At 59.7% G+C, this 18893-nt stretch carries 20 protein-coding genes and 1 pseudogene; 6 read left to right on the forward strand and 15 right to left on the reverse strand.

Going from position 1 to position 18893, the window contains the following annotated elements; all coding sequences use genetic code 11:
• Positions 1-45 precede the first annotated feature (45 nt).
• The 3 genes from ASD60_RS12830 to phoB form a co-directional block, all read right to left on the reverse strand.
• On the reverse strand, positions 46-1386 hold the full coding sequence (locus ASD60_RS12830) for a hemolysin family protein (RefSeq protein WP_056854350.1): 1341 nt from the start codon (positions 1384-1386) through the stop codon (positions 46-48).
• A gap of 122 nt (positions 1387-1508) precedes the next feature.
• Positions 1509-2795 (reverse strand): phosphate regulon sensor histidine kinase PhoR, encoded by a 1287-nt coding sequence (gene phoR / locus ASD60_RS12835; RefSeq protein ID WP_236708451.1) that lies wholly within the window; start codon positions 2793-2795, stop codon positions 1509-1511.
• Between the two features lie 105 nt (positions 2796-2900).
• Positions 2901-3590, reverse strand: coding sequence for a phosphate regulon transcriptional regulator PhoB (phoB, locus tag ASD60_RS12840; protein WP_034149326.1), 690 nt, complete (start codon positions 3588-3590; stop codon positions 2901-2903).
• A gap of 152 nt (positions 3591-3742) precedes the next feature.
• Here phoB and ASD60_RS12845 point away from each other — a divergent pair, with 152 nt between their 5' ends.
• Positions 3743-4129, forward strand: coding sequence for a COG4315 family predicted lipoprotein (locus tag ASD60_RS12845; protein ID WP_056854352.1), 387 nt, complete (start codon positions 3743-3745; stop codon positions 4127-4129).
• A gap of 104 nt (positions 4130-4233) precedes the next feature.
• On the opposite strand, the gene ubiA is transcribed toward ASD60_RS12845, so the two are convergent.
• Together ubiA and ASD60_RS12855 are read right to left on the reverse strand one after the other, a co-directional pair.
• Complete coding sequence (ubiA, locus tag ASD60_RS12850; protein WP_056854353.1) at positions 4234-5124, reverse strand: 4-hydroxybenzoate octaprenyltransferase; 891 nt, start codon at positions 5122-5124, stop codon at positions 4234-4236.
• Entirely contained in the window at positions 5124-5687 is a 564-nt protein-coding gene (locus ASD60_RS12855) for a chorismate--pyruvate lyase family protein (protein WP_056854354.1), read from the reverse strand. The genes ubiA and ASD60_RS12855 overlap by 1 nt, the downstream gene beginning before the upstream one ends.
• A gap of 199 nt (positions 5688-5886) precedes the next feature.
• On the opposite strand from ASD60_RS12855, the gene ASD60_RS12860 reads away from it, so the two are divergent.
• The 3 genes from ASD60_RS12860 (at position 5887) to ASD60_RS12870 (ending at position 7693) form a co-directional block, all read left to right on the forward strand.
• A complete protein-coding gene (locus ASD60_RS12860; RefSeq protein ID WP_007954349.1) occupies positions 5887-6054 on the forward strand; it encodes a rubredoxin in 168 nt (55 codons plus the stop codon).
• A gap of 20 nt (positions 6055-6074) precedes the next feature.
• On the forward strand, positions 6075-7223 hold the full coding sequence (locus tag ASD60_RS12865; RefSeq protein WP_056854355.1) for an NAD(P)/FAD-dependent oxidoreductase: 1149 nt from the start codon (positions 6075-6077) through the stop codon (positions 7221-7223).
• 194 nt (positions 7224-7417) lie between these two features.
• Positions 7418-7693 carry an HU family DNA-binding protein gene (locus ASD60_RS12870; protein WP_003213368.1) on the forward strand — a complete coding sequence of 92 codons (276 nt, stop codon included), beginning with the start codon at positions 7418-7420 and terminating at the stop codon, positions 7691-7693.
• A gap of 195 nt (positions 7694-7888) precedes the next feature.
• Here ASD60_RS12870 and ASD60_RS12875 read toward each other — a convergent pair whose 3' ends face one another.
• From ASD60_RS12875 to ASD60_RS12895, 5 genes are read right to left on the reverse strand one after another with little or no spacing between them, the layout of a single operon-like run.
• On the reverse strand, positions 7889-8524 hold the full coding sequence (locus tag ASD60_RS12875; RefSeq protein ID WP_056854356.1) for an SCO family protein: 636 nt from the start codon (positions 8522-8524) through the stop codon (positions 7889-7891).
• On the reverse strand, positions 8521-9420 hold the full coding sequence (gene cyoE / locus ASD60_RS12880; protein WP_056854357.1) for a heme o synthase: 900 nt from the start codon (positions 9418-9420) through the stop codon (positions 8521-8523). Before cyoE ends, ASD60_RS12875 begins: the two co-directional genes overlap by 4 nt.
• The gene (locus tag ASD60_RS12885; protein WP_056854358.1) at positions 9408-10481 is read right to left on the reverse strand and encodes a COX15/CtaA family protein; all 1074 of its coding nucleotides are present in this window, start codon (positions 10479-10481) and stop codon (positions 9408-9410) included. Before ASD60_RS12885 ends, cyoE begins: the two co-directional genes overlap by 13 nt.
• Before the next feature lie 10 nt (positions 10482-10491).
• Positions 10492-11085: a hypothetical protein gene (locus ASD60_RS12890; protein ID WP_056854359.1), complete on the reverse strand. Its 594-nt coding sequence runs from the start codon at positions 11083-11085 to the stop codon at positions 10492-10494.
• Positions 11051-11791, reverse strand: a complete 741-nt coding sequence (locus ASD60_RS12895) for an SURF1 family protein (protein WP_056854360.1) — start codon at positions 11789-11791, stop codon at positions 11051-11053. Before ASD60_RS12895 ends, ASD60_RS12890 begins: the two co-directional genes overlap by 35 nt.
• A 70-nt stretch (positions 11792-11861) precedes the next feature.
• On the opposite strand from ASD60_RS12895, the gene ASD60_RS12900 reads away from it, so the two are divergent.
• Positions 11862-12065 carry a twin transmembrane helix small protein gene (locus ASD60_RS12900; protein ID WP_056854361.1) on the forward strand — a complete coding sequence of 68 codons (204 nt, stop codon included), beginning with the start codon at positions 11862-11864 and terminating at the stop codon, positions 12063-12065.
• A 3-nt stretch (positions 12066-12068) separates the two neighbouring features.
• Here the strand turns inward: ASD60_RS12900 and ASD60_RS12905 are convergent, their stop codons facing one another.
• The 4 genes from ASD60_RS12905 to coxB form a co-directional block, all read right to left on the reverse strand.
• Positions 12069-12956: a cytochrome c oxidase subunit 3 gene (locus tag ASD60_RS12905; protein WP_056854362.1), complete on the reverse strand. Its 888-nt coding sequence runs from the start codon at positions 12954-12956 to the stop codon at positions 12069-12071.
• 25 nt (positions 12957-12981) lie between these two features.
• Positions 12982-13533, reverse strand: coding sequence for a cytochrome c oxidase assembly protein (locus ASD60_RS12910; protein ID WP_056854363.1), 552 nt, complete (start codon positions 13531-13533; stop codon positions 12982-12984).
• Positions 13534-13698: 165 nt separating this feature from the next.
• Positions 13699-15285 carry a cytochrome c oxidase subunit I gene (gene ctaD / locus ASD60_RS12915; protein ID WP_056854364.1) on the reverse strand — a complete coding sequence of 529 codons (1587 nt, stop codon included), beginning with the start codon at positions 15283-15285 and terminating at the stop codon, positions 13699-13701.
• An 82-nt stretch (positions 15286-15367) separates the two neighbouring features.
• Positions 15368-16495 carry a cytochrome c oxidase subunit II gene (gene coxB, locus ASD60_RS12920; protein WP_056854365.1) on the reverse strand — a complete coding sequence of 376 codons (1128 nt, stop codon included), beginning with the start codon at positions 16493-16495 and terminating at the stop codon, positions 15368-15370.
• A 371-nt stretch (positions 16496-16866) separates the two neighbouring features.
• On the opposite strand from coxB, the gene ASD60_RS12925 reads away from it, so the two are divergent.
• Positions 16867-17517 carry a hypothetical protein gene (locus ASD60_RS12925; RefSeq protein ID WP_056854366.1) on the forward strand — a complete coding sequence of 217 codons (651 nt, stop codon included), beginning with the start codon at positions 16867-16869 and terminating at the stop codon, positions 17515-17517.
• Positions 17518-17662: 145 nt separating this feature from the next.
• Here the strand turns inward: ASD60_RS12925 and ASD60_RS29870 are convergent.
• A pseudogene (locus ASD60_RS29870) lies at positions 17663-18617 on the reverse strand (IS110 family transposase).
• Positions 18618-18893: the final 276 nt, after the last annotated feature.

Consider the following 18893-nt stretch of genomic DNA (forward strand, 5'->3'; position numbering starts at 1 on the left):
GCGGCGTACCCATCGCCAGCAAGCCGGCTCCTACAGGGGCGTGACTTAATCCAGCATCAACACCTTGGCCAGCACGATCTTCGGCCCTTTCATCTTCTTGATGATGATCCGCAAACCTTCGACTTCCAGCACTTCTTCCTCTTCCGGCACCCGCTTCAGGCTTTCGTAGACCAGCCCGGCAAGGGTTTCGGCTTCGACGTGATCCAGATCGATGCCCAGCAGTCGCTCGACCTTGAACAGCGGTGTATCACCGCGCACCAGCAGCTTGCCCGGTTGGTACGCGAGGATGCCGCGCTCGGCCTTGCGGTGTTCGTCCTGAATGTCGCCCACCAGCACTTCCAGCACGTCTTCCATGGTCAGGTAGCCGATGATGTTGCCATCGGCCTCTTCGACCACGGCGAAGTGCGAGCCGCCCTTGCGAAACTGTTCCAGCAATTGCGACAGCGGCATGTGCCGGGAAACGCGTTCCAGAGGGCGGGTCAGTTCGGCAAGGTTGAACGACTCGGGAATGTGGTCCAGCGCCGCCAGTTCCAGCAGCAGGTCCTTGATGTGCAGCAGGCCGACGAACTCCTGGCGCTCGCTGTCGTACACCGGGTAGCGGCTGAACTTGTGGCGACGGAACATCGCCAGGATTTCCTTGAGCGGTGCGTTGAACTCCAGGGTCACCAGGTCTTCGCGGGAGTTGGCCCAGTCGACCACTTCCAGCTCGCCCATTTCCACCGCCGAGGCCAATACGCGCATGCCTTGGTCGCTCGGGTCCTGGCCACGGCTGGAGTGCAGGATCAATTTCAGTTCTTCGCGGCTGTAATGGTGCTCGTGATGCGGGCCGGGTTCGCCTTGGCCGGCGATGCGCAGGATCTGGTTGGCGCTGGCATTGAGCAGGTAGATCGCCGGGTACATCGCCCAGTAGAACAGGTACAACGGCACGGCCGTCCACAACGACAGCAGCTCGGGTTTGCGGATGGCCCAGGATTTCGGGGCGAGTTCGCCGACCACAATGTGCAGGTACGAAATGATGAAGAACGCGGTGAAGAACGACACGCCTTTGATGATCTCGGCCGACTCGACGCCCACGGCGCTCAGCAACGGCTCGAGAATGTGCGCGAACGCCGGCTCGCCCACCCAGCCAAGGCCGAGCGAGGCCAGGGTAATACCCAACTGGCAGGCCGACAGGTAAGCATCGAGCTGACTGTGTACGGTACGCAGAATGTGACCGCGCCAGCCGTGTTGTTCGGCAATGGCCTCGACACGGGTCGAGCGCAATTTGACCATGGCAAATTCCGCCGCAACGAAAAAACCGTTGAGCAAAACCAGGATCAGAGCAAAAAGAATCATGCCGAAGTCGGCGAAAATTGTAGCGAGGGTCAAGCCAGGGGAAGGGTCCATGATGGAGTTTTGCGGTTTCCGTGAATTCGAAAGGAAAGAAAATGTGTACCTGAATGGCAGGCACAAGTCAGCCAATGTAGCGGCTGACTGGGCGATTGCCTAGTGGCGCGTGCTGGCCGGTATCAGTCGGCGGTGCTGATGACCAAGGATTTGCTGACCTGGGCGGGAGCGAAATGGCAGGTAAAGGTGCTGCCATGGCCCGGCACGCTGCTGATTTCCATGCGCGCCCGATGGCGCAACAGCACGTGCTTGACGATCGCCAGGCCCAACCCGGTGCCACCGGTATTGGAGTTGCGACTGGAGTCGACGCGATAGAAGCGTTCGGTCAGTCGCGGCAGGTGTTTGCTGTCGATGCCGATCCCTGAATCCTGCACGCTCAAATGCGCGCCCTGTTCATCGCCCCACCAGCGAATGCGGATATTGCCTTCGGCCGGGGTGTACTTCACCGCGTTGAACACCAGATTGGAAAACGCGCTGCGCAATTCCGCTTCACTGCCCTTGAGCAGAATGGTCGGGTCGGCCTCCAGAGTGATGTGCTGGTTTTTCTGGCCGGACAGTTGCTGCGCATCGCCCTTGATCGATTGCAGCAAGCCGTCGATGGCCACGGGCTGGTTGTCCGATGGGTAATCGGTGGCTTCCAGTTTGGCCAGCAACAGCAAGTCGTTGAGCAGGGTCTGCATGCGCCCGCCTTGCTGCTGCATCTGCTGCAAGGCGCGGGTCCAGCGCGGGTTCACCTCTTCGGCATTATCGAGCAGGGTTTCCAGATAGCCACAGATCACCGTCAGCGGCGTACGCAGCTCGTGGGATACGTTGGCGATGAAGTCTTTGCGCATCTGTTCCAGCTGATGGATGCGCGTCACGTCGCGCACCAGCATCAAGTGCTCGTTGTTGCCGTAGCGGGTGATGTACAGCTGGATGCGCACGCGGTCATTGGTCGGCGAGGGGATTTCCAGCGGTTCGCTGTAGTTGTCCTGCTCGAAGTATTCCTTGAAGCGCGGATGGCGCACCAGGTTGGTCACCGGCTGGCCGCTGTCCTGCGGGGTCTTGAGGCCCAGCAGGGTTTCGGCGGCGCGGTTCCACCATTCCAGGTTGCCGTCGGTGTCGAGCATGATCACCGCGTCTTTCAGCGCGGCGGTGGATTCCTGGACGCGATCGATGACCGCTTGCAGACGCCCGCGTACCCGTTGGTCACGACGTTGCAGGTGGTAGATGCTGTCAAACACTTCGCCCCACAGGCCATAGCCATCGGGCGGCGCCTCATCGGGTTTGTGCAGGCGCAGCCATTCGTGCAGGCGCAGCAGTTGCTTGAGGGTCCAGGCCAGGTAAATGCCCAGGCCTGCGGCGAGGCTCCAGCCGTAGTAGCCGGTGATCAGGCCGATCACCAGGCAGGCGGTGACCAGCAGCAGCATGTGGCGAATCAGGGTGCCATGCCAGTTTTGGTTCACGTGACGCGCGTCCTTGTCAGAAAAGCAGCTTTTAGCTTGTCGCTTGAAGCTTGCAGCTCGTAGCTACCTTCATGCTTTGGTAGAAAAGCGGTATCCGGTGCCGCGCACGGTTTGTACCAGATTTTCGTAGGCATCGCCGAGGGCTTTGCGCAGGCGACGGATGTGCACGTCGACGGTGCGTTCCTCGACATAGACGTTGCCGCCCCAAACCTGATCCAGCAACTGGCCCCGGGTATAGGCGCGTTCCTGGTGGGTCATGAAAAATTGCAGCAGACGGTATTCGGTCGGGCCCATTTCCGCCGGTTTTCCATCGATGGTCACACGGTGGCCGATCGGGTCGAGCAGCAAGCCGCCGACTTCGATCGGCGCTTCGCCATCGGTAGGGCCGGCGCGGCGCAACACGGCTTTGAGTCGCGCGACGAGCTCACGGGGGGAAAACGGTTTGGTGATGTAATCGTCGGCGCCCACTTCCAGGCCCTGGATCTTGTTGTCCTCTTCGCCCTTGGCGGTGAGCATGATGATCGGGATATCCCCGGTCAGTTCGTCGCGCTTGAGGCGGCGGGCCAGCTCGATGCCGGACGTGCCCGGGAGCATCCAGTCGAGCAGGATCAGGTCCGGCTTGCGGTCGACGATAATGGCATGCGCCTGCTGGGAGTTCTCCGCTTCCAGGCAGTCATAGCCGGCCATTTCCAACGCAACGGCGATCATTTCGCGAATGGGCGCTTCGTCGTCGACGATCAGAATGCTCCTGCCAACCATGCCTTAATCCTCTTGTCATTTAACTGTCTTGCGCCGCATTAGATAACGGAATTATTGCAGTCGTGTGACAGTATTTTAGTCGACCGGCGATTGCCATGATCCTGGGCTAAGCTCTAAGTCCGAATCCTGACAACCGCAAAAGGAAGGTTTCCATGAATCACATTGCTCAATCCTGGAAGGCACTGCTGGTTACGGCGGCGCTAACGCTGCCGGCGCTGGCCTTGGCCGCCGACCCGGCGATGATGAAAGACGGCATGATGGTCGATCACAATGGCATGACCCTGTACACGTTCGACAAGGACTCGGGCGGCAAGTCGATGTGCAACGACGAGTGCGCGAAGAACTGGCCACCGATGATGGCGCCGGCGGGCGCCACGGCCGAGGGCAAGTGGAGCGTCATCAAGCGAGATGACGGGAAGATGCAGTACGCCTATGACGGCAAGCCGCTTTACACGTTTGTGAAGGACAAGAAGCCGGGAGACATGACGGGCGACAAGATGAAGGACGTGTGGCACGTCGTTCACGAGTCGCAGAAGTAACCGCTCTTCTGCAGGCGCAAGGCTTGCCCGCGATAGCGATCTTGAAGGCGCCATCGCGGGTAAGCCTGGCTCCTGCGTAACGCAGTTCAAAGACAGGCCTTGGGTCAGCGCAACGCGTAATCCAGCACAATCCCGACAAAAATCGCCAACCCTGCCCAATGATTGTGCAAAAACGCCTTGAAACAGCGCATGCGATCCTTGTCGCGGGTGTACCAGAACTCCCAGGCAAAGCAGCCTGCCGCCACCACCAACCCCAGGTGGAACCAGCCGCCGAGTTCGAATCGGGAGCCCGCCAAGAGCAAGCAGGCCAGTGCCAGGCCTTGCAAGGTCAGGATGATCACCCGGTCCGCGTCGCCGAACAGGATGGCCGTGGACTTCACGCCGATCTTCAAGTCGTCATCGCGATCGGTCATGGCGTAGTAGGTGTCGTAGCCCACCGTCCACAACAGGTTGGCGATCCACAGCAGCCACGCTGCAGCCGGCAGTTCCCCGGTCTCGGCGGTGAAAGCCATCGGCATGCCCCAGGAAAACGCCGCGCCCAGCACCACTTGCGGGTAATAGGTGTAGCGCTTCATGAACGGGTAGGTGAAGGCCAGCGCCAAACCGCCCAGCGACAACCAGATCGTCGGAGCATTGGTGCACAGCACCAGCAGGAAACTCACGCCCATCAACAGCGCGAAGAACACCAGCGCCTCTTTCGAGCTGATCTTGCCGCTGGCCAGCGGACGTTGCGCAGTACGTTTGACGTGGCCATCGACCTTGCGGTCGGCCCAATCGTTGATCACGCAGCCGCCGGCGCGGGTCAGCACCACGCCAAGGACGAAAATCACGATGTTGGCCAGCGAAGGCGAGCCCTTACCGGCAATCCACAGCGCCCACAGCGTCGGCCACAGCAGCAGGTAGATGCCGATCGGCTTGTCCATGCGGGTTAGTTGAATGAAGTCCCAGGCCCGAGGGTTCAAGCGATTCAGGGACTTGAGCAGGCTCTGGTACATCAACGGCTCTCCGGTTGGACGCCGGCAGCGTTCCACAGGGACGGAAGGAAAATCTCGGCCACGAGTATGCTCAATGCGCCACGGTCGAAGCGCGAACGGCGGCCCCATAATTCAGGAGCCCGCACTTCGTTCGGCAACCATTCCTGGGGGTAGTGGCAAACCTCGATGGCCTGACGCTGGAACGCGCGGTCACAAAACAGCAATTCGCCCAGGGATCGGCTGCCCAATTCATCCATATGCAAGCCATCGCCCTGCAATGCACTGCGCGACGCCACACTTCGGGCAAACACCAGCGCTTGACCATGACCTCGCAAATACACCTCGCGCACCCAGCCTTCAGTACCTTCGGCAAGGTCCAGCGCGAGGCATTCGTCTGCGCGCAGGGCCTGCCAGCCTTCGAACAGCGGCGTGACGCTGAAGGCATCGTTGGTCAGTTGAACAAGGCGCCTGGTCAGCGAGCCATCATCGAACAACCAGTCGAGGACGGACGTGTCGGGCTGAGGCGTCAGCCGGCTTTGGGGGAGCCAGAGTGCGAGCGGGGAGAGGCGTTCTGTGTGTTGCACAATGAGTCATTATTGGCAGCAAAGGAGGCGCCGAGCTTAACATGTCAGCCTGTGAATTTGAGTGATCCGCCCAGCCGTTGCGCCGAACAGGCTTGCATCTGCCCGGCCCCCTCTATACAAAACGCCCTGAGCCGGACGGCAGAGCTGCAAGCATCGACCGTCCGAGCCGGCAAAACGCCTGAACTGAGGAAGTACCTGAATGAAAAAGTGGCAATGTGTGGTCTGCGGCCTGATCTACAACGAAGCCGACGGCTGGCCGGATGACGGCATTGCGCCGGGCACCCTGTGGCAAGACGTGCCGGAAGACTGGCTGTGCCCGGATTGTGGCGTCGGCAAAATGGATTTCGAAATGATCGAAATCAACTAAGACCTTCAGAGGAGTAAGGAATGAACGCACCTGTCGTGATCGTCGGCACTGGCCTGGCGGGCTACAACCTGGCCCGGGAGTTTCGCAAACTCGATAGCGAAACCCCGCTGCTGCTGATTACCGCCGATGACGGGCGCTCCTACTCCAAACCGATGCTCTCCACCGGTTTTGGCAAAAACAAGGACGCCGACGGACTGAGCATGGCCGAACCTGGCGCCATGGCCGAACAGTTGAAGGCCGAAGTGCGCACCCATACGCGCATCAGCGGCATCGATCCGGGTCACAAGCGCTTGTGGATCGGCGAAGAATCGGTGATTTACCGTGACCTGATCCTGGCCTGGGGCGCAGAAACCGTGCGGGTGCCCATCGAAGGCGATGCGGCGGACTGCGTGTTCCCTATCAATGACCTGGAAGACTACGCCCGCTTTCGCGCGGCAGCCGCCGGCAAGCAACGGGTGCTCTTGCTCGGTGCCGGCCTGATTGGCTGCGAGTTTGCCAACGACCTGAGCCTGGGTGGCTACGAGGTGCAATTGGTTGCACCGTGTGAACAGGTCATGCCGACCCTGTTGCACCCGGCAGCGGCCGCGGCGGTTCAGGCCGGTCTGGAAAGCCTTGGTGCACGTTTCCACCTGGGGCCTGTGCTGACTCGCTTGCAACGGGTTGCCGATGGCCTGGAGGCGCATTTGTCCGACGGTCAGGTTATCCCGTGCGATGTGGTGGTCTCGGCCATTGGCCTGCGTCCACGCATCGATCTGGCGGCCGCGGCCGGGTTGCAGGTCAATCGGGGGGTCGTGGTCGATCGTCACCTGAAGACTTCTCACGCCAATATCTACGCGTTGGGCGACTGTGCCGAGGTCGATGGGCTGAATCTGTTGTACGTGATGCCCCTGATGAGCTGTGCGAGGGCGCTGGCCCAGACCCTCGCCGGCAAGCCGACAGCTGTCAGCTACGGCCCGATGCCCATCACCGTGAAAACCCCGGTCTGCCCATTGGTGGTGTCCCCGCCACCTCGGGGTTCGGAGGGTGTCTGGACGGTCGAAGGGCAGGGGGCCGACATCAAAGTGCTATGCCGCGATGCCAGCGGAAAACTGCTCGGTTATGCCCTGACGGGCGCGGCCGTGATGGAGAAACTGGCCCTGAACAAAGAGCTTCCGGCACTGCTGGCGTAAATACCGGTCGTTCTGTCGGAATCACCCCTGTTTTGCCCCTACATTGGCCGCGTCGATACTGGCGCGGCTCCTCGCTGCGTGCCATCCTCACTCCCGTCTGCCGCAGAGTAGAGCACCTGCGGCGCTTTGGGCGCTGTTCCACAGAGAGCAGCACGGACATAACAACAAAAAACCGTCAAAGGGGCTTCACTAATATGCGTAAACCAGAACTCGCTGCAGCAATTGCTGAAAAAGCAGACCTCACCAAAGAGCAGGCCAACCGCGTTCTCAACGCCGTACTCGAAGAAATCACCGGCGCCCTGCACCGCAAAGACAGTGTAACGCTGGTAGGCTTCGGCACCTTCCTGCAACGCCACCGCGGCGCCCGTACCGGCAAAAACCCGCAAACCGGTGAGCCAGTCAAAATCAAGGCCAGCAACACAGTTGCCTTCAAACCAGGCAAATCGTTGAAAGACAGCGTCAATCCTTGATTTCCACCCCGCAAAACGGGGGGCGGAATAAAAAATGGGCACACCAACCAGGTTGGGTGCCCATTTTTTGTTGCCTGAAATACTGACCTTGTGGGAGCGAGCCTGCTCGCGATAGGGCCATCAGATCCAACATCAATGTTGAATGTCAGTCCGCTATCGCGAACAGGCTCGCTCCTACAGGGTTGGGTGGCGTTGTCACTGACGCTTGAGCATCACCGGCAACTGCGCCACCAGCTTAACGTTGTTCAACGGCGCACGAATGAACCCGCGCTGCGTGCCGTCCGGTCCGATGACCGCGAGGTTGCCGCTGTGGTCGACGGTGTAGTTCGGCTTGCTGGTATCCGCCGGGATGAACGGAATGCTCACTGCATTGGCAACTTTTTGCAGTTCCTCCACGGAGTTCGGCGTCAGGCCGACGAATTGTGGATCGAAGTAACCCAGATACTGTTTGAGCTGCTTCGGCGTATCGCGATTGGGATCGACGCTGACCAGCACGATCTGCAACTTGTCCACCGCCTCCGGTGGCAGTTCACTTTTGATCTGGCGCAACTGGGCGAGGGTGGTCGGGCAGATGTCCGGGCAGAACGTGTAGCCGAAGAACAGCAGCGACCACTTGCCTTTGAGTTCATTGATTTCCACCGGTTTGCCGTCCTGATCGGTCATCGTCACGCTCGGCAGATTGCGGCTTTGCGGCAGCAGGATGATCCCGGCGTCGATCAGTGCCGTCGGGTCGCCCTGACCTTTGCCGGACAGCACTTTGTTGATGGTCAGGCCCAGGACCAGCGCGATCAGGGCGACAAGGATGAAGACGGTTTTCTGGGTTCGAGTCATAGGTTCAACAATAAGTAGTGGTCTACGAGCAGCGCGATGAACAGCAGGAACAAGTAATAAATAGAGTACTTGAACGTGTTGATCGCCGCGTGCGGCCGAGTGCCACGGTACAGCACCACGGCCCATTGCAGGAACCTCGCGCCGAGGACGATCGCGCAGGTCAGGTAGAGCAGGCCGCTCATGTGGATCACGTACGGCATCAGGCTCACGGCCAGCAGCGCGGCGGTGTAAAGCAGAATATGCACCTTGGTGTAATGCTCGCCGTGGGTTACCGGCAACATCGGAATGTCAGCCTTGGCGTATTCCTCTTTGCGGTGGATGGCCAGCGCCCAGAAATGCGGTGGGGTCCAGGCGAAAATGATCAGCACCAACAGCAACGGTTCGGCACTGACATGGCCGGTGGCAGCAGTCCAGCCGAGCAGGGGCGGTGCGGCACCGGCCAGGCCGCCAATAACGATGTTCTGTGGCGTCGCACGTTTGAGAAAACCGGTGTACACCACCGCATAGCCAAGCAATGAGGCGAGGGTCAGCCAGGCTGTCAGTGGATTGGTGAAGGCCAGCAACAGGGCCTGGCCAAGCACCGCCAGCACCAGCGCAAACGTCAGCGCCGCCGTTGGTGAGACTCGCCCCTCGGCCAAGGGGCGTTTATGGGTGCGCGCCATGACGGCATCGATCCGCCGGTCCACCACATGGTTGACCGCTGCTGCACCGCCCGCACACAGGGCGATCCCCAGGTTGCCGAACACCAGCACGGTCCATGGCACCCCGGCGCGAGTGGCCAGGAACATCCCCACCAGCGAAGTGATGAGCATCAGCACCACTACTTTCGGCTTGGTCAGTTCCAGGTAGTCACGCCAGATTGCCTGGCTGTGACGCTCGCCGATCAGAATCGCCATGGCATTTCTCCTTTTATTGTTATGGGCCCGGCTGAATGTTTACGCGGGCTGAAGCGCCAGCGAGTCGTTTGTTTGACCCGAACCAGGCTGGTTCGCGCGTGATAATTGACCAGCACCATCGTCAGCAACAGCGCCGCACCCCCGGCGTTATGCGCCACGGCCACCGGCAGTGGCAGATGGAACACCACGTTGCTGATACCCAGCGTGATTTGCGCCGTGAGGGCGAGCAATACCAGCCCCGCCAGTCGCGTCATGCCGACTACCTTCAGTTGCCAGGCCAGGCCGAGCAGCACCAGGGTCACCAGTAGCGCGCCGATGCGGTGCGTCAGGTGAATCGCTGTGCGCGCATCACTGTCCAGTTGTCCGCCGAGGTAATTCGGGCCGATGTGCTGGGTCAGGTGAAAGCCATTGGCGAAATCGGCAGGGGGCAGCCATTGACCGTGGCAGGTCGGAAAGTCGATGCAGGCCACCGCGGCATAATTGGAGCTGACCCAGCCACCGAGGGCGATTTGCCCGATCACCAGCAGCAGCCCTGCCGTCGCCCAGTGCTGCAAACGACGTGGCACGGTCAATGCCGGCAGTACACCGGAGAGGCGCAAGGTCAGCAGGAACAATAGGCTCAACGTGGCGAAACCGCCGAGCAGGTGCCCGGTCACCACTTGCGGCCAGAGCTTGAGCGTCACCGTCCACATGCCGAACGCCGCTTGCGCGAACACCACCGCCAGCAGGAACAGCGGCAGCTTCACCGGCTGGCCTGGATGCCGGCGATGCATCCATGAGCGAGCGGCCAGGGCCACGAGCAACAGCCCCAAGGTGCCGGCAAAATAGCGATGGATCATCTCGTTCCAGCCCTTGTGGGCTTCGACCGGCGTGTCCGGGAAATGCAATTCGGCATGGGCCAATTGGGCTTCGCTTTTAGGCACGCTGATAAAGCCGTAACAGCCGGGCCAGTCCGGGCAGCCGAGGCCGGCGTGGGTCAGGCGGGTGTAGGCGCCGAGCAACACCACAATCAGTGCCAGCAAGGTGGCAAACAGCGCGAGGCGAAATCCAGGTTTGGCCATGACGATGTCCTTATCCGATGTTGGACAGTTTCAGCAGGTGACGCAGGTCGTTCAGCAGATCCTTGCCCTTGACCGACGGGTCGTAGCGCAGCACCAGGTTGCCGTGGGGGTCGATGATCCACAGCTGTGGTTCGGCCTTGTCCCCCGTGGTTTTGCTGAAGGTAGCGAGGTCCAGCGGATAGCGTTGCAGCTGCGGGTATTCGCGGGTCAGCTTGGCCTCGTATTCGCTGCTCAACGGCTGTGCAGCGGCGATGGCATGGCTGGCGCGCCCGGCATCGCGGCCCAGGCCGATCTGAATCTGCCGCGCCAGATACACCAGTTGCTGACAGTCGACAGCGCAATCCTTCGGCGCGGTCACCAGCAACTGCCAGCGCTCTTCCTCAGCCTTTACGCCGAGGTCGGCGCGGGTCTGGCCATTGCCGATCAGTTCGCCGTGATAACTGCGGCCCTCCGGCACCCAAAACTGCAGTTTGTACATGCCGGTGGCGAGGATCATCGGCCCGATCACACCGAGCAGGATCAGCAGCAACTGCAAACGTCCCTTGCGCCGGTTCAACGCCGGTTTTGCCTCAGACATGCTGGGTGGATTCATGGCCGCTCCCATGGTGTTTCTCCTTTGCGTTGTGCCAGCCGAGATAGAGATAAAGGCCGAACAGGGCGATCGACAGGGCGAACCACTGCACGGCATAAGCGATGTGTTTTTCCGGCCCCATGGCAACGACCGGCCAATCAGCCTGGTAAGTCGCCGGTCCGGTTTCTGCACGTAATTCATAGGCGAAGCCGTCGCGGTCGAGACCTGCCCAGAGCTTGGTCGGGTCAACTGCGGTGACCAATTGCGGCCAGGTCGTGGAATCGGGATCGGCGTGCAACTGGAAGGTTGCGCCCGGCGGCACGTAGACCCAGGCATCCAGGCTCAATGCCTGAACCGGTGTGGTGAATTGCGGTGGAGTGCGCCGGTCCGGCCACGGCAGCCAGCCTCGATTGACCAGCAGCCAGAGGCCGGTCGCCTGATCCTGAAACGGTTGCAGCAGCTCGACGCCGACCTTGCCGTCACGCTGGCGGTTATCCAGCAACAGGCTGTGGCTGGCATCGAACTGACCGTGCAGGCGAACCCGGCGGAAGGCTGGATCAACGCTGTGTTGCAGTTCGGTGCTGAGCATCGGTTCGGCGGCCCGGCGCTCGCTATAGGTTTGCAACAGCGCGCTTTTCTCCGCGCCCCGGCCCAATTGCCAGAACCCGAGCGACACCAGCAGCGGCAGCAGCAGGGCGACCACCAATGTCGGCACGATGCCCGGCCGGAAGCGCTTCATGGCGTCGCCAGAAAGTCAGTCGGTGCGATAGCTATACTCAAGTGCATCGCTAGTCCCCCGGAGTCTCACCATGCTCAAAGCAGCCATCGTCCTGATGCTGATTGCCACGGTTGTCAGCCTGTTCAGCGGCCTGTTTTTTCTGGTCAAGGACGACAGCAGTTCGAATCGCCTCGTCATTGCCTTGAGTGTTCGTGTCACGCTGGCCGCCATCACCGTCGGCTTGATCGCCTGGGGTTTTTTCAGCGGCCAGTTGGTTTCCCACGCCCCCTGGTAGGGGTTAGAGCACGTAAACGAATACGAACAAGCCGATCCACACCACGTCCACGAAGTGCCAGTACCAACTCGCCGCCTCGAAGCCGAACTGATGCTCGTTGTCGAAGTGCCCACGCATCACTCGTATCAGCATCACCAACAGGATGATGGTGCCCATGGTCACGTGGGCGCCGTGGAACCCGGTGAGCATGAAGAACGTCGCGCCGTAGATGCCCGAACCCAAAGTCAGGCCCAGTTCGTTGTAGGCATGGATATATTCTTCAGCCTGGAAGCCGAGGAACGCACAGCCCAGCAATACGGTGATCGCCAGCCACAGTTTGAGCGCACCGCGATGGCCCTTTTTCAAGGCGTGGTGGGCGATGGTCACGGTGACACTGGAACTCACCAACAGCACGGTGTTGAGCAGTGGCAGCCCCCAGGGACTGATGACGTCCTTTGGCGGCGGAAACAGTTTGGAGTCCGGGTTGTTCAGCAGTGGCCAGACGAACTCGAAGTTCGGCCAGAGCATGTGAGCCAGGCCTTTGGCGCCTTCTCCGCCGAGTGCCGGACCGGAGACCTGCCGGACATAGAACAGCGCACCGAAGAAGGCGATAAAGAACATCACCTCGGAGAAGATGAACCAGCTCATGCCCCAGCGGAACGAGCGGTCCATCTGCGCGCTGTACAAGCCGTCGCGACTTTCCTTGATCACCGTGCCGAACCAGCCGAACAACATGTAAGCGAGCAGCAAGCCACCGACGAAAAAGATCAGCGGGCCATGGGATTCTGGCCGTGCCGCCTTCAGGTCATTGAACCAGGTGGCCAGGCCGAACACCGTGACGAACATCCCGACCGTGGCGATGATCGGCCATTTGCTCTGGGCCGGAACGTAATAATGCTCATGAGTTGCCATTTATTGTTCTCCTTATCGGGCACGCTCAACCGCCAGTGTTTACTGCGACCGGTGGATGTCGGGCGGTGATATCGAACAGCGTGTAGGACAGCGTCAGGTGCTTCACTTCCTTGGGCATGTCACGGTCAACGATGAAACGTACCGGCATCTCGATCCGTTGACCGGGCTGCAGCACTTGCTGGGTAAAGCAAAAACATTCGGTCTTGTGGAAATACGCCGCCGCCGCGCTTGGCGCGATGCTCGGCACGGCCTGGGCGCTCATTGGTTTGTCGGTGGGGTTGTGTGCAATGAAGATCATCTCGTTCACCGCCCCGGGGTTGGCCGTCAACTCATCCTGCTTGGGATAAAAATCCCAGGACATGTCGGCGGAGTTGGTCGACAGAAACTGCACGCGAACCTGCCGCGAGCTGTCCACCGTTTGCTCACCCTCATACTGCCCGCCCGTCTTCCCATTGATGCCAAACGCCTTGCACATCACGTCGTAGATCGGCACCAGGGCAAACCCGAATACAAACATCGCCACCACCACCAGCAACAGACGAGTGACCAGCTTCTTCATCGAAATCGAATCAGCCATGATCTATGCCCTCTACCGAAAACCCTGTGGGAGCGAGAACTTGTGGCGAGGGAGCTTGCTCCCGCTGGGTCGCGAAGCGGCCCCAAAAACATCGCGTCTGCTTCGCAGCCGAGCGGGAGCAAGCTCCCTCGCCACACTGTCTCTCTCCCGCAAGGGCCAAAGTGTTCATTTCACTTCCGGCGGCGTAGTAAAGGTGTGATACGGCGCCGGCGACGGGATGCTCCATTCCAGGCCTTCAGCCCCATCCCACGGTTTGGCCGGTGCCGGCGGGCCGCCGCGAATGGTCTTGATCACGATGAACAGGAAGAAGATCTGCGTGGCGCCGAACATGAATGCGCCGATCGACGACACCATGTTGAAGTCGGCGAATTGCAGGTTGTAGTCGGGAATCCGCCGCGGCATGCCGGCCAGGCCCACGAAGTGCATCGGGAAGAAGGCCATGTTCATGCCGATGAACGACAGCCAGAAGTGCAGCTTGCCGAGGGTTTCGTCGTACATGTGGCCGGTCCACTTCGGCATCCAGTAGTAGGCCGACGCGAAGATCCCGAAAATCGCACCCGGCACCAATACATAGTGGAAGTGCGCGACCACGAAGTAAGTGTCCTGGTACTGGAAGTCCGCCGGGGCGATGGCCAGCATCAGCCCGGAGAAACCGCCAATGGAGAACAGGATCACGAATGCCACCGCAAACAGCATCGGTGTCTCGAACGTCAGCGAGCCTTGCCACATGGTGCTGGCCCAGTTGAACACCTTCACGCCCGTCGGTACCGCGATCAGCAGCGTGGCGTACATGAAGAACAGCTCGCCCACCAATGGAATGCCGACCACGAACATGTGGTGCGCCCAGACGATGAACGACAGGAACGCAATACTGGCCGTGGCGTAGACCATCGAGGTGTAGCCGAACAGCGGCTTGCGCGAGAAGGTCGGGATGATCGAGCTGACGGCACCGAAGGCTGGCAGGATCATGATGTACACCTCGGGGTGACCGAAGAACCAGAACACGTGCTGGAACAGCACCGGGTCGCCGCCGCCGGCAGCACTGAAGAAGCTGGTGCCGAAGTGGATGTCCATCAGCATCATCGTCACGCAACCGGCCAGTACCGGCATCACCGCGATCAGCAGGAACGCGGTGATCAGCCAGGTCCAGACGAACAGCGGCATTTTCATCAGCGTCATGCCGGGGGCGCGCAGGTTGAGGATGGTGGCGATCACGTTGATCGCACCCATGATCGAACTGATCCCCATCAAGTGGATGGCAAAGATGAAAAACGTCACGCTTTCCGGGGCGTAGGTCGTCGACAGCGGGGCGTAGAACGTCCAGCCGAAGTTCGGCCCGCCACCCGGGGTGAACAGAGTCGAGACCAACAGGATGAACGCTGCCGGCAACAGCCAGAAGCTGAAGTTGTTCATCCGTGGCAGGGCCATGTCGGGCGCACCGACCATCAGCGGAATCATCCAGTTGGCGAGGCCGACGAACGCCGGCATCACCGCACCGAAGACCATCACCAGGCCGTGCATGGTGGTCATCTGGTTGAAAAATTCCGGCTGGACGATTTGCAGGCCTGGCTGGAACAGCTCGGCGCGAATCACCATCGCGAACGAGCCGCCGAGCAGGAACATGGAAAACGCGAACCACAGGTACAGCGTGCCGATGTCTTTGTGGTTGGTGGTCAGCACCCAACGCATCAGGCCTTTGGCGGGGCCGTGGGCGTGGTCGGCATGACCGTGGTCATCGATTACGGCGCTCATGGCCTGTCTCCTTTAACCGGATGGGCTGGGCAGGCCGGGGCGCATTGCCCCGACCGGTTCCTGAGGTGAGCAATGGACCGGGTCATTTGCTTTCCGCCTGTTTCAGCTCAAGCACTTCTTTCGGCGTGACCATGTCGCCCTTGTTGTTGCCCCAGGCGTTACGTTCGTAGGTCACGACCGCCGCGATATCGACTTCCGACAGTTGCTTGCCGAAGGCCGCCATGGACGTGCCGGGCTTGCCGTGGAAGACAATGCTCAGGTGATCCTTGATCGGGCCGGTGGCGATTTTCGAGCCTTTGAGGGCCGGGAACATCGGCGGCAACCCCTGACCCTCAGCCTGGTGACAGGCCACGCAAGTGGTGTGATAGACCTTGTCGCCACGCTCCTTGAGCTCGTCGAGGGTCCATTCCTTGCTGGTCAGTTCCTTGAGTTGCGCAGCTTCCGCCTTGCGCTCGCCCAGCCATTTCTCGTAATCGGCCTTTTCCTTGACCTCGACCACGATCGGCATGAACCCGTGATCCTTGCCGCACAGCTCGGCGCATTGGCCACGGTAGATGCCGGGTTTTTCGATGCGCGTCCAGGCTTCGTTGACGAACCCCGGGATCGCATCGCGCTTGACCGCAAAGGCCGGCACCCACCATGAGTGGATCACGTCGGCGGACGTCACGAGGAAGCGCACCTTGGCGCCGATCGGCAGCACCAATGGCTTGTCGACCTCAAGCAAATAGTGCTCGCTCTTGGCTTCCTTGTTGTGGATCTGGTCGGCGGGGGTGGCCAGGTTGCTGAAGAACTCGACGTCCTGGCCCAGGTATTTGTAATGCCATTTCCATTGATAGCCGGTGACCTGGATATCGATATCCGGCTCACTGGCGTCGTACATCTTGATCAGGGTCGCCGTCGCGGGAACCGCCATGGCCACAAGGATGATGAAGGGCACGATGGTCCACAGAATTTCGACGGTGGTGCTTTCATGAAACTTGGCCGCCACCTGCCCTGTCGAGCGGCGGTGCAGGATCATCGACCAGAACATCGCACCAAAGACGATGATGCCGATCACCACACAGATCCAGAAAATGGTCATGTGCAGGTCAAACACAGCGTGACTGATTTCAGTCGCTCCAGGCGCCATATTCACAGTCCAGGCCGCTTGCGCCTGACTGAAAATCGACCACAACAGGAGGCCCATCCAGACATGTGGATGTCGCATCATTGCGGGTTCCCCTTATCGTTCTTGTTATCCCGCCGGCTTTCACCTGCGGCAAGGGAGCGGCTGCATCAGACTACGAACTTGAATTGCCGAGCCTTGCTGCGTGTGCAGTCGGGCGTCATCAGCTAACTCCATTCCAACCCGAGTATAGACAGCGACTCTCACCTCGCAATGCCAAGGCGTAAATCATCTGAAACAGCATTAACTTGCGTTGCGGGGCACGAATGGAGAAGGATGCAGACGAGTGGTGGCGAACCGATATAACGCGGGCGTCTCAAGGATGAAATAATTATGACAAATGCGTCTTAGCATTTTTCGTAAGCCAGCTAAGTTATGTCTTCCCTATTTCATTGCCTTTGTTTCCTGGAGTTTTCATGAACACCGCCGCATTGCGCGAGCAGATCCAAAAAGCCCAACAACACGAAGCCGAGACCGGCCTGCTGACGCGTCAGCTGGAAAGCAAACTGCCTCATCTACACCCGGCGATCCAGTTGCCGGAGACCGATACCAACGGCGTACTCACGCGTTTTGTCGCCGCTTATATCGAAGAAGTGCCCGATCTGCTGGATGCAGCCAATGAAGTCGCAAGGGAAGCGGGCATCGAGTCACAGATCAAACCGGTATTGAAAATCGCCGAGCAGTACTTCATCCAGCCACCGGCAATCATGGCCGGGCACGTCGGGCTCGACAGCCTGCTGGACGAAGCCTATTTGGCCCACCGGTTTGTCGAAGAGGTCAACGACCTGTATATCAAGCACTTTGGCCAGCCACTGATCCCATTGGACATGACGGTCGCCAACCTGATTGCCCACCAGTTGATCGGTGAGGAATTTGCCAACCAACTGGATGAGGCAGTCCACCACGCCGTAGACGAAATGCTCAACGATGACAGCTTTGCGCTGGAGTCGGTGGAAGCCTACCGCGAGAAGCTCAATAGCCCGGATACCGGTGCTGCGTGGAAGCGCTGGCCGTGCATGTCGCGCCGTTTGGGGGTAGGCCTGGAGCTGGATCAGACGGTGGCCTGATCTACCGGTAAACACAATCCCCTGTAGATACTCTGTTCACGGTCAAGCTTTCGCGAGATGTTTTTCGCTAAAAAGCTTGGCCGTATTAAATTCTTCTCCGGAACGCATGCACGCCCACAACGACCTGTAGATACTCTGTTCACGGTCAAGCTTTCGCGAGATGTTTTTCGCTAAAAAGCTTGGCCGTATTAAATTCTTCTCCGGAACGCATGCACGCCCACAACCCAGTCAGATATTTGCGCATCACCGCACCGATTGCCTGCATTTTTTTCTTGCCGCGAGCAACGAGAGCTTCGTAAAAAGCCTTCACATTCTCATCGCAGCGGATTGCCGTCATTGCCGGCATGAACATCGCTGCACGCAAATAAGCATTGCCGCATTTGGACATTCGCCCTGGCCGATTCACGCTGGTGCCGGATTGGGTCAACCTGACGTCCAGGCCTGCGTAACGGCTTACCTGTGCCGATTTAAGCGTCACAGGCAGGGTCGTCAGCTCCGCCAGTGCAGCGATAGCCGAGGCTTCTCCTACGCCGGGTGCYGCCATCATGCAGCGAAACTGCAAACTCAGGTCCGGGCATTTGGCGATGGCATCACGTGCGGCTTTCTTCAAACGATCAATCCGCGCGTCCAACCCTGCAATCGCCTCTTTCTCATCTTCGATCAGCAGCTCCACCTCGCGTTCGATGACCAATCAGACGATTGATATGACGTCCAATGGCACGCAACGTCATCTGATCGGCCGTAGGCGGCACCCAAAGTCTGGGCGCCATACGCTCGCCATATTCGGCTAGTAATTGAGAATCTATCTGGTCAGTCTTGCTGTTTTGCAGCATCAATTTGGCAAAATTGTGAAAACTTTTTGGGTTGATCACCGAGACCGGCAAACCGGCGGCGTGCAACTCCAGCGCAAGATCCAGGTAGTAAATGCCGGTGGCTTCCATAACCACGCTCAGCGGCTTGAGACCCAGCATCTTGGCCGCGGCAGTCTTGCGCCCTTTGGGTGTGTGCTGAATCTCCCACTGGCCTGATGTTTTACCGTTCTGTCGCCATCCCATCGCAGAYGTGCGAGCACCAATGTCTATGCCGACATGAGTATTCATGCTTTTCACTTCCCTGACTTTCGGTAAGATTGCTCCCGGTTCCCCCGACCTCGAACTTCATGCCACTGCAACCTTGTAATGCGAAGTCCGACTTGTCGGCTTCTCGATACTCTTCGTGGTGGGCAATGAGGCGGGGGGGCCTCTCTACAGACAAGGTCAGGAGCAAATCCTGCCTTCAGGAGCGATCGGCCTCCCCCCAGAAACGCACTTGCTGTTGTATGAGTCCTTGAGCGTAACCTCTCTCTTTGGACTCAGGGTCAACATACAAGGAGCGAG

Source organism: Pseudomonas sp. Root562 (genome assembly GCF_001427125.1).
GTDB lineage: Bacteria > Pseudomonadota > Gammaproteobacteria > Pseudomonadales > Pseudomonadaceae > Aquipseudomonas.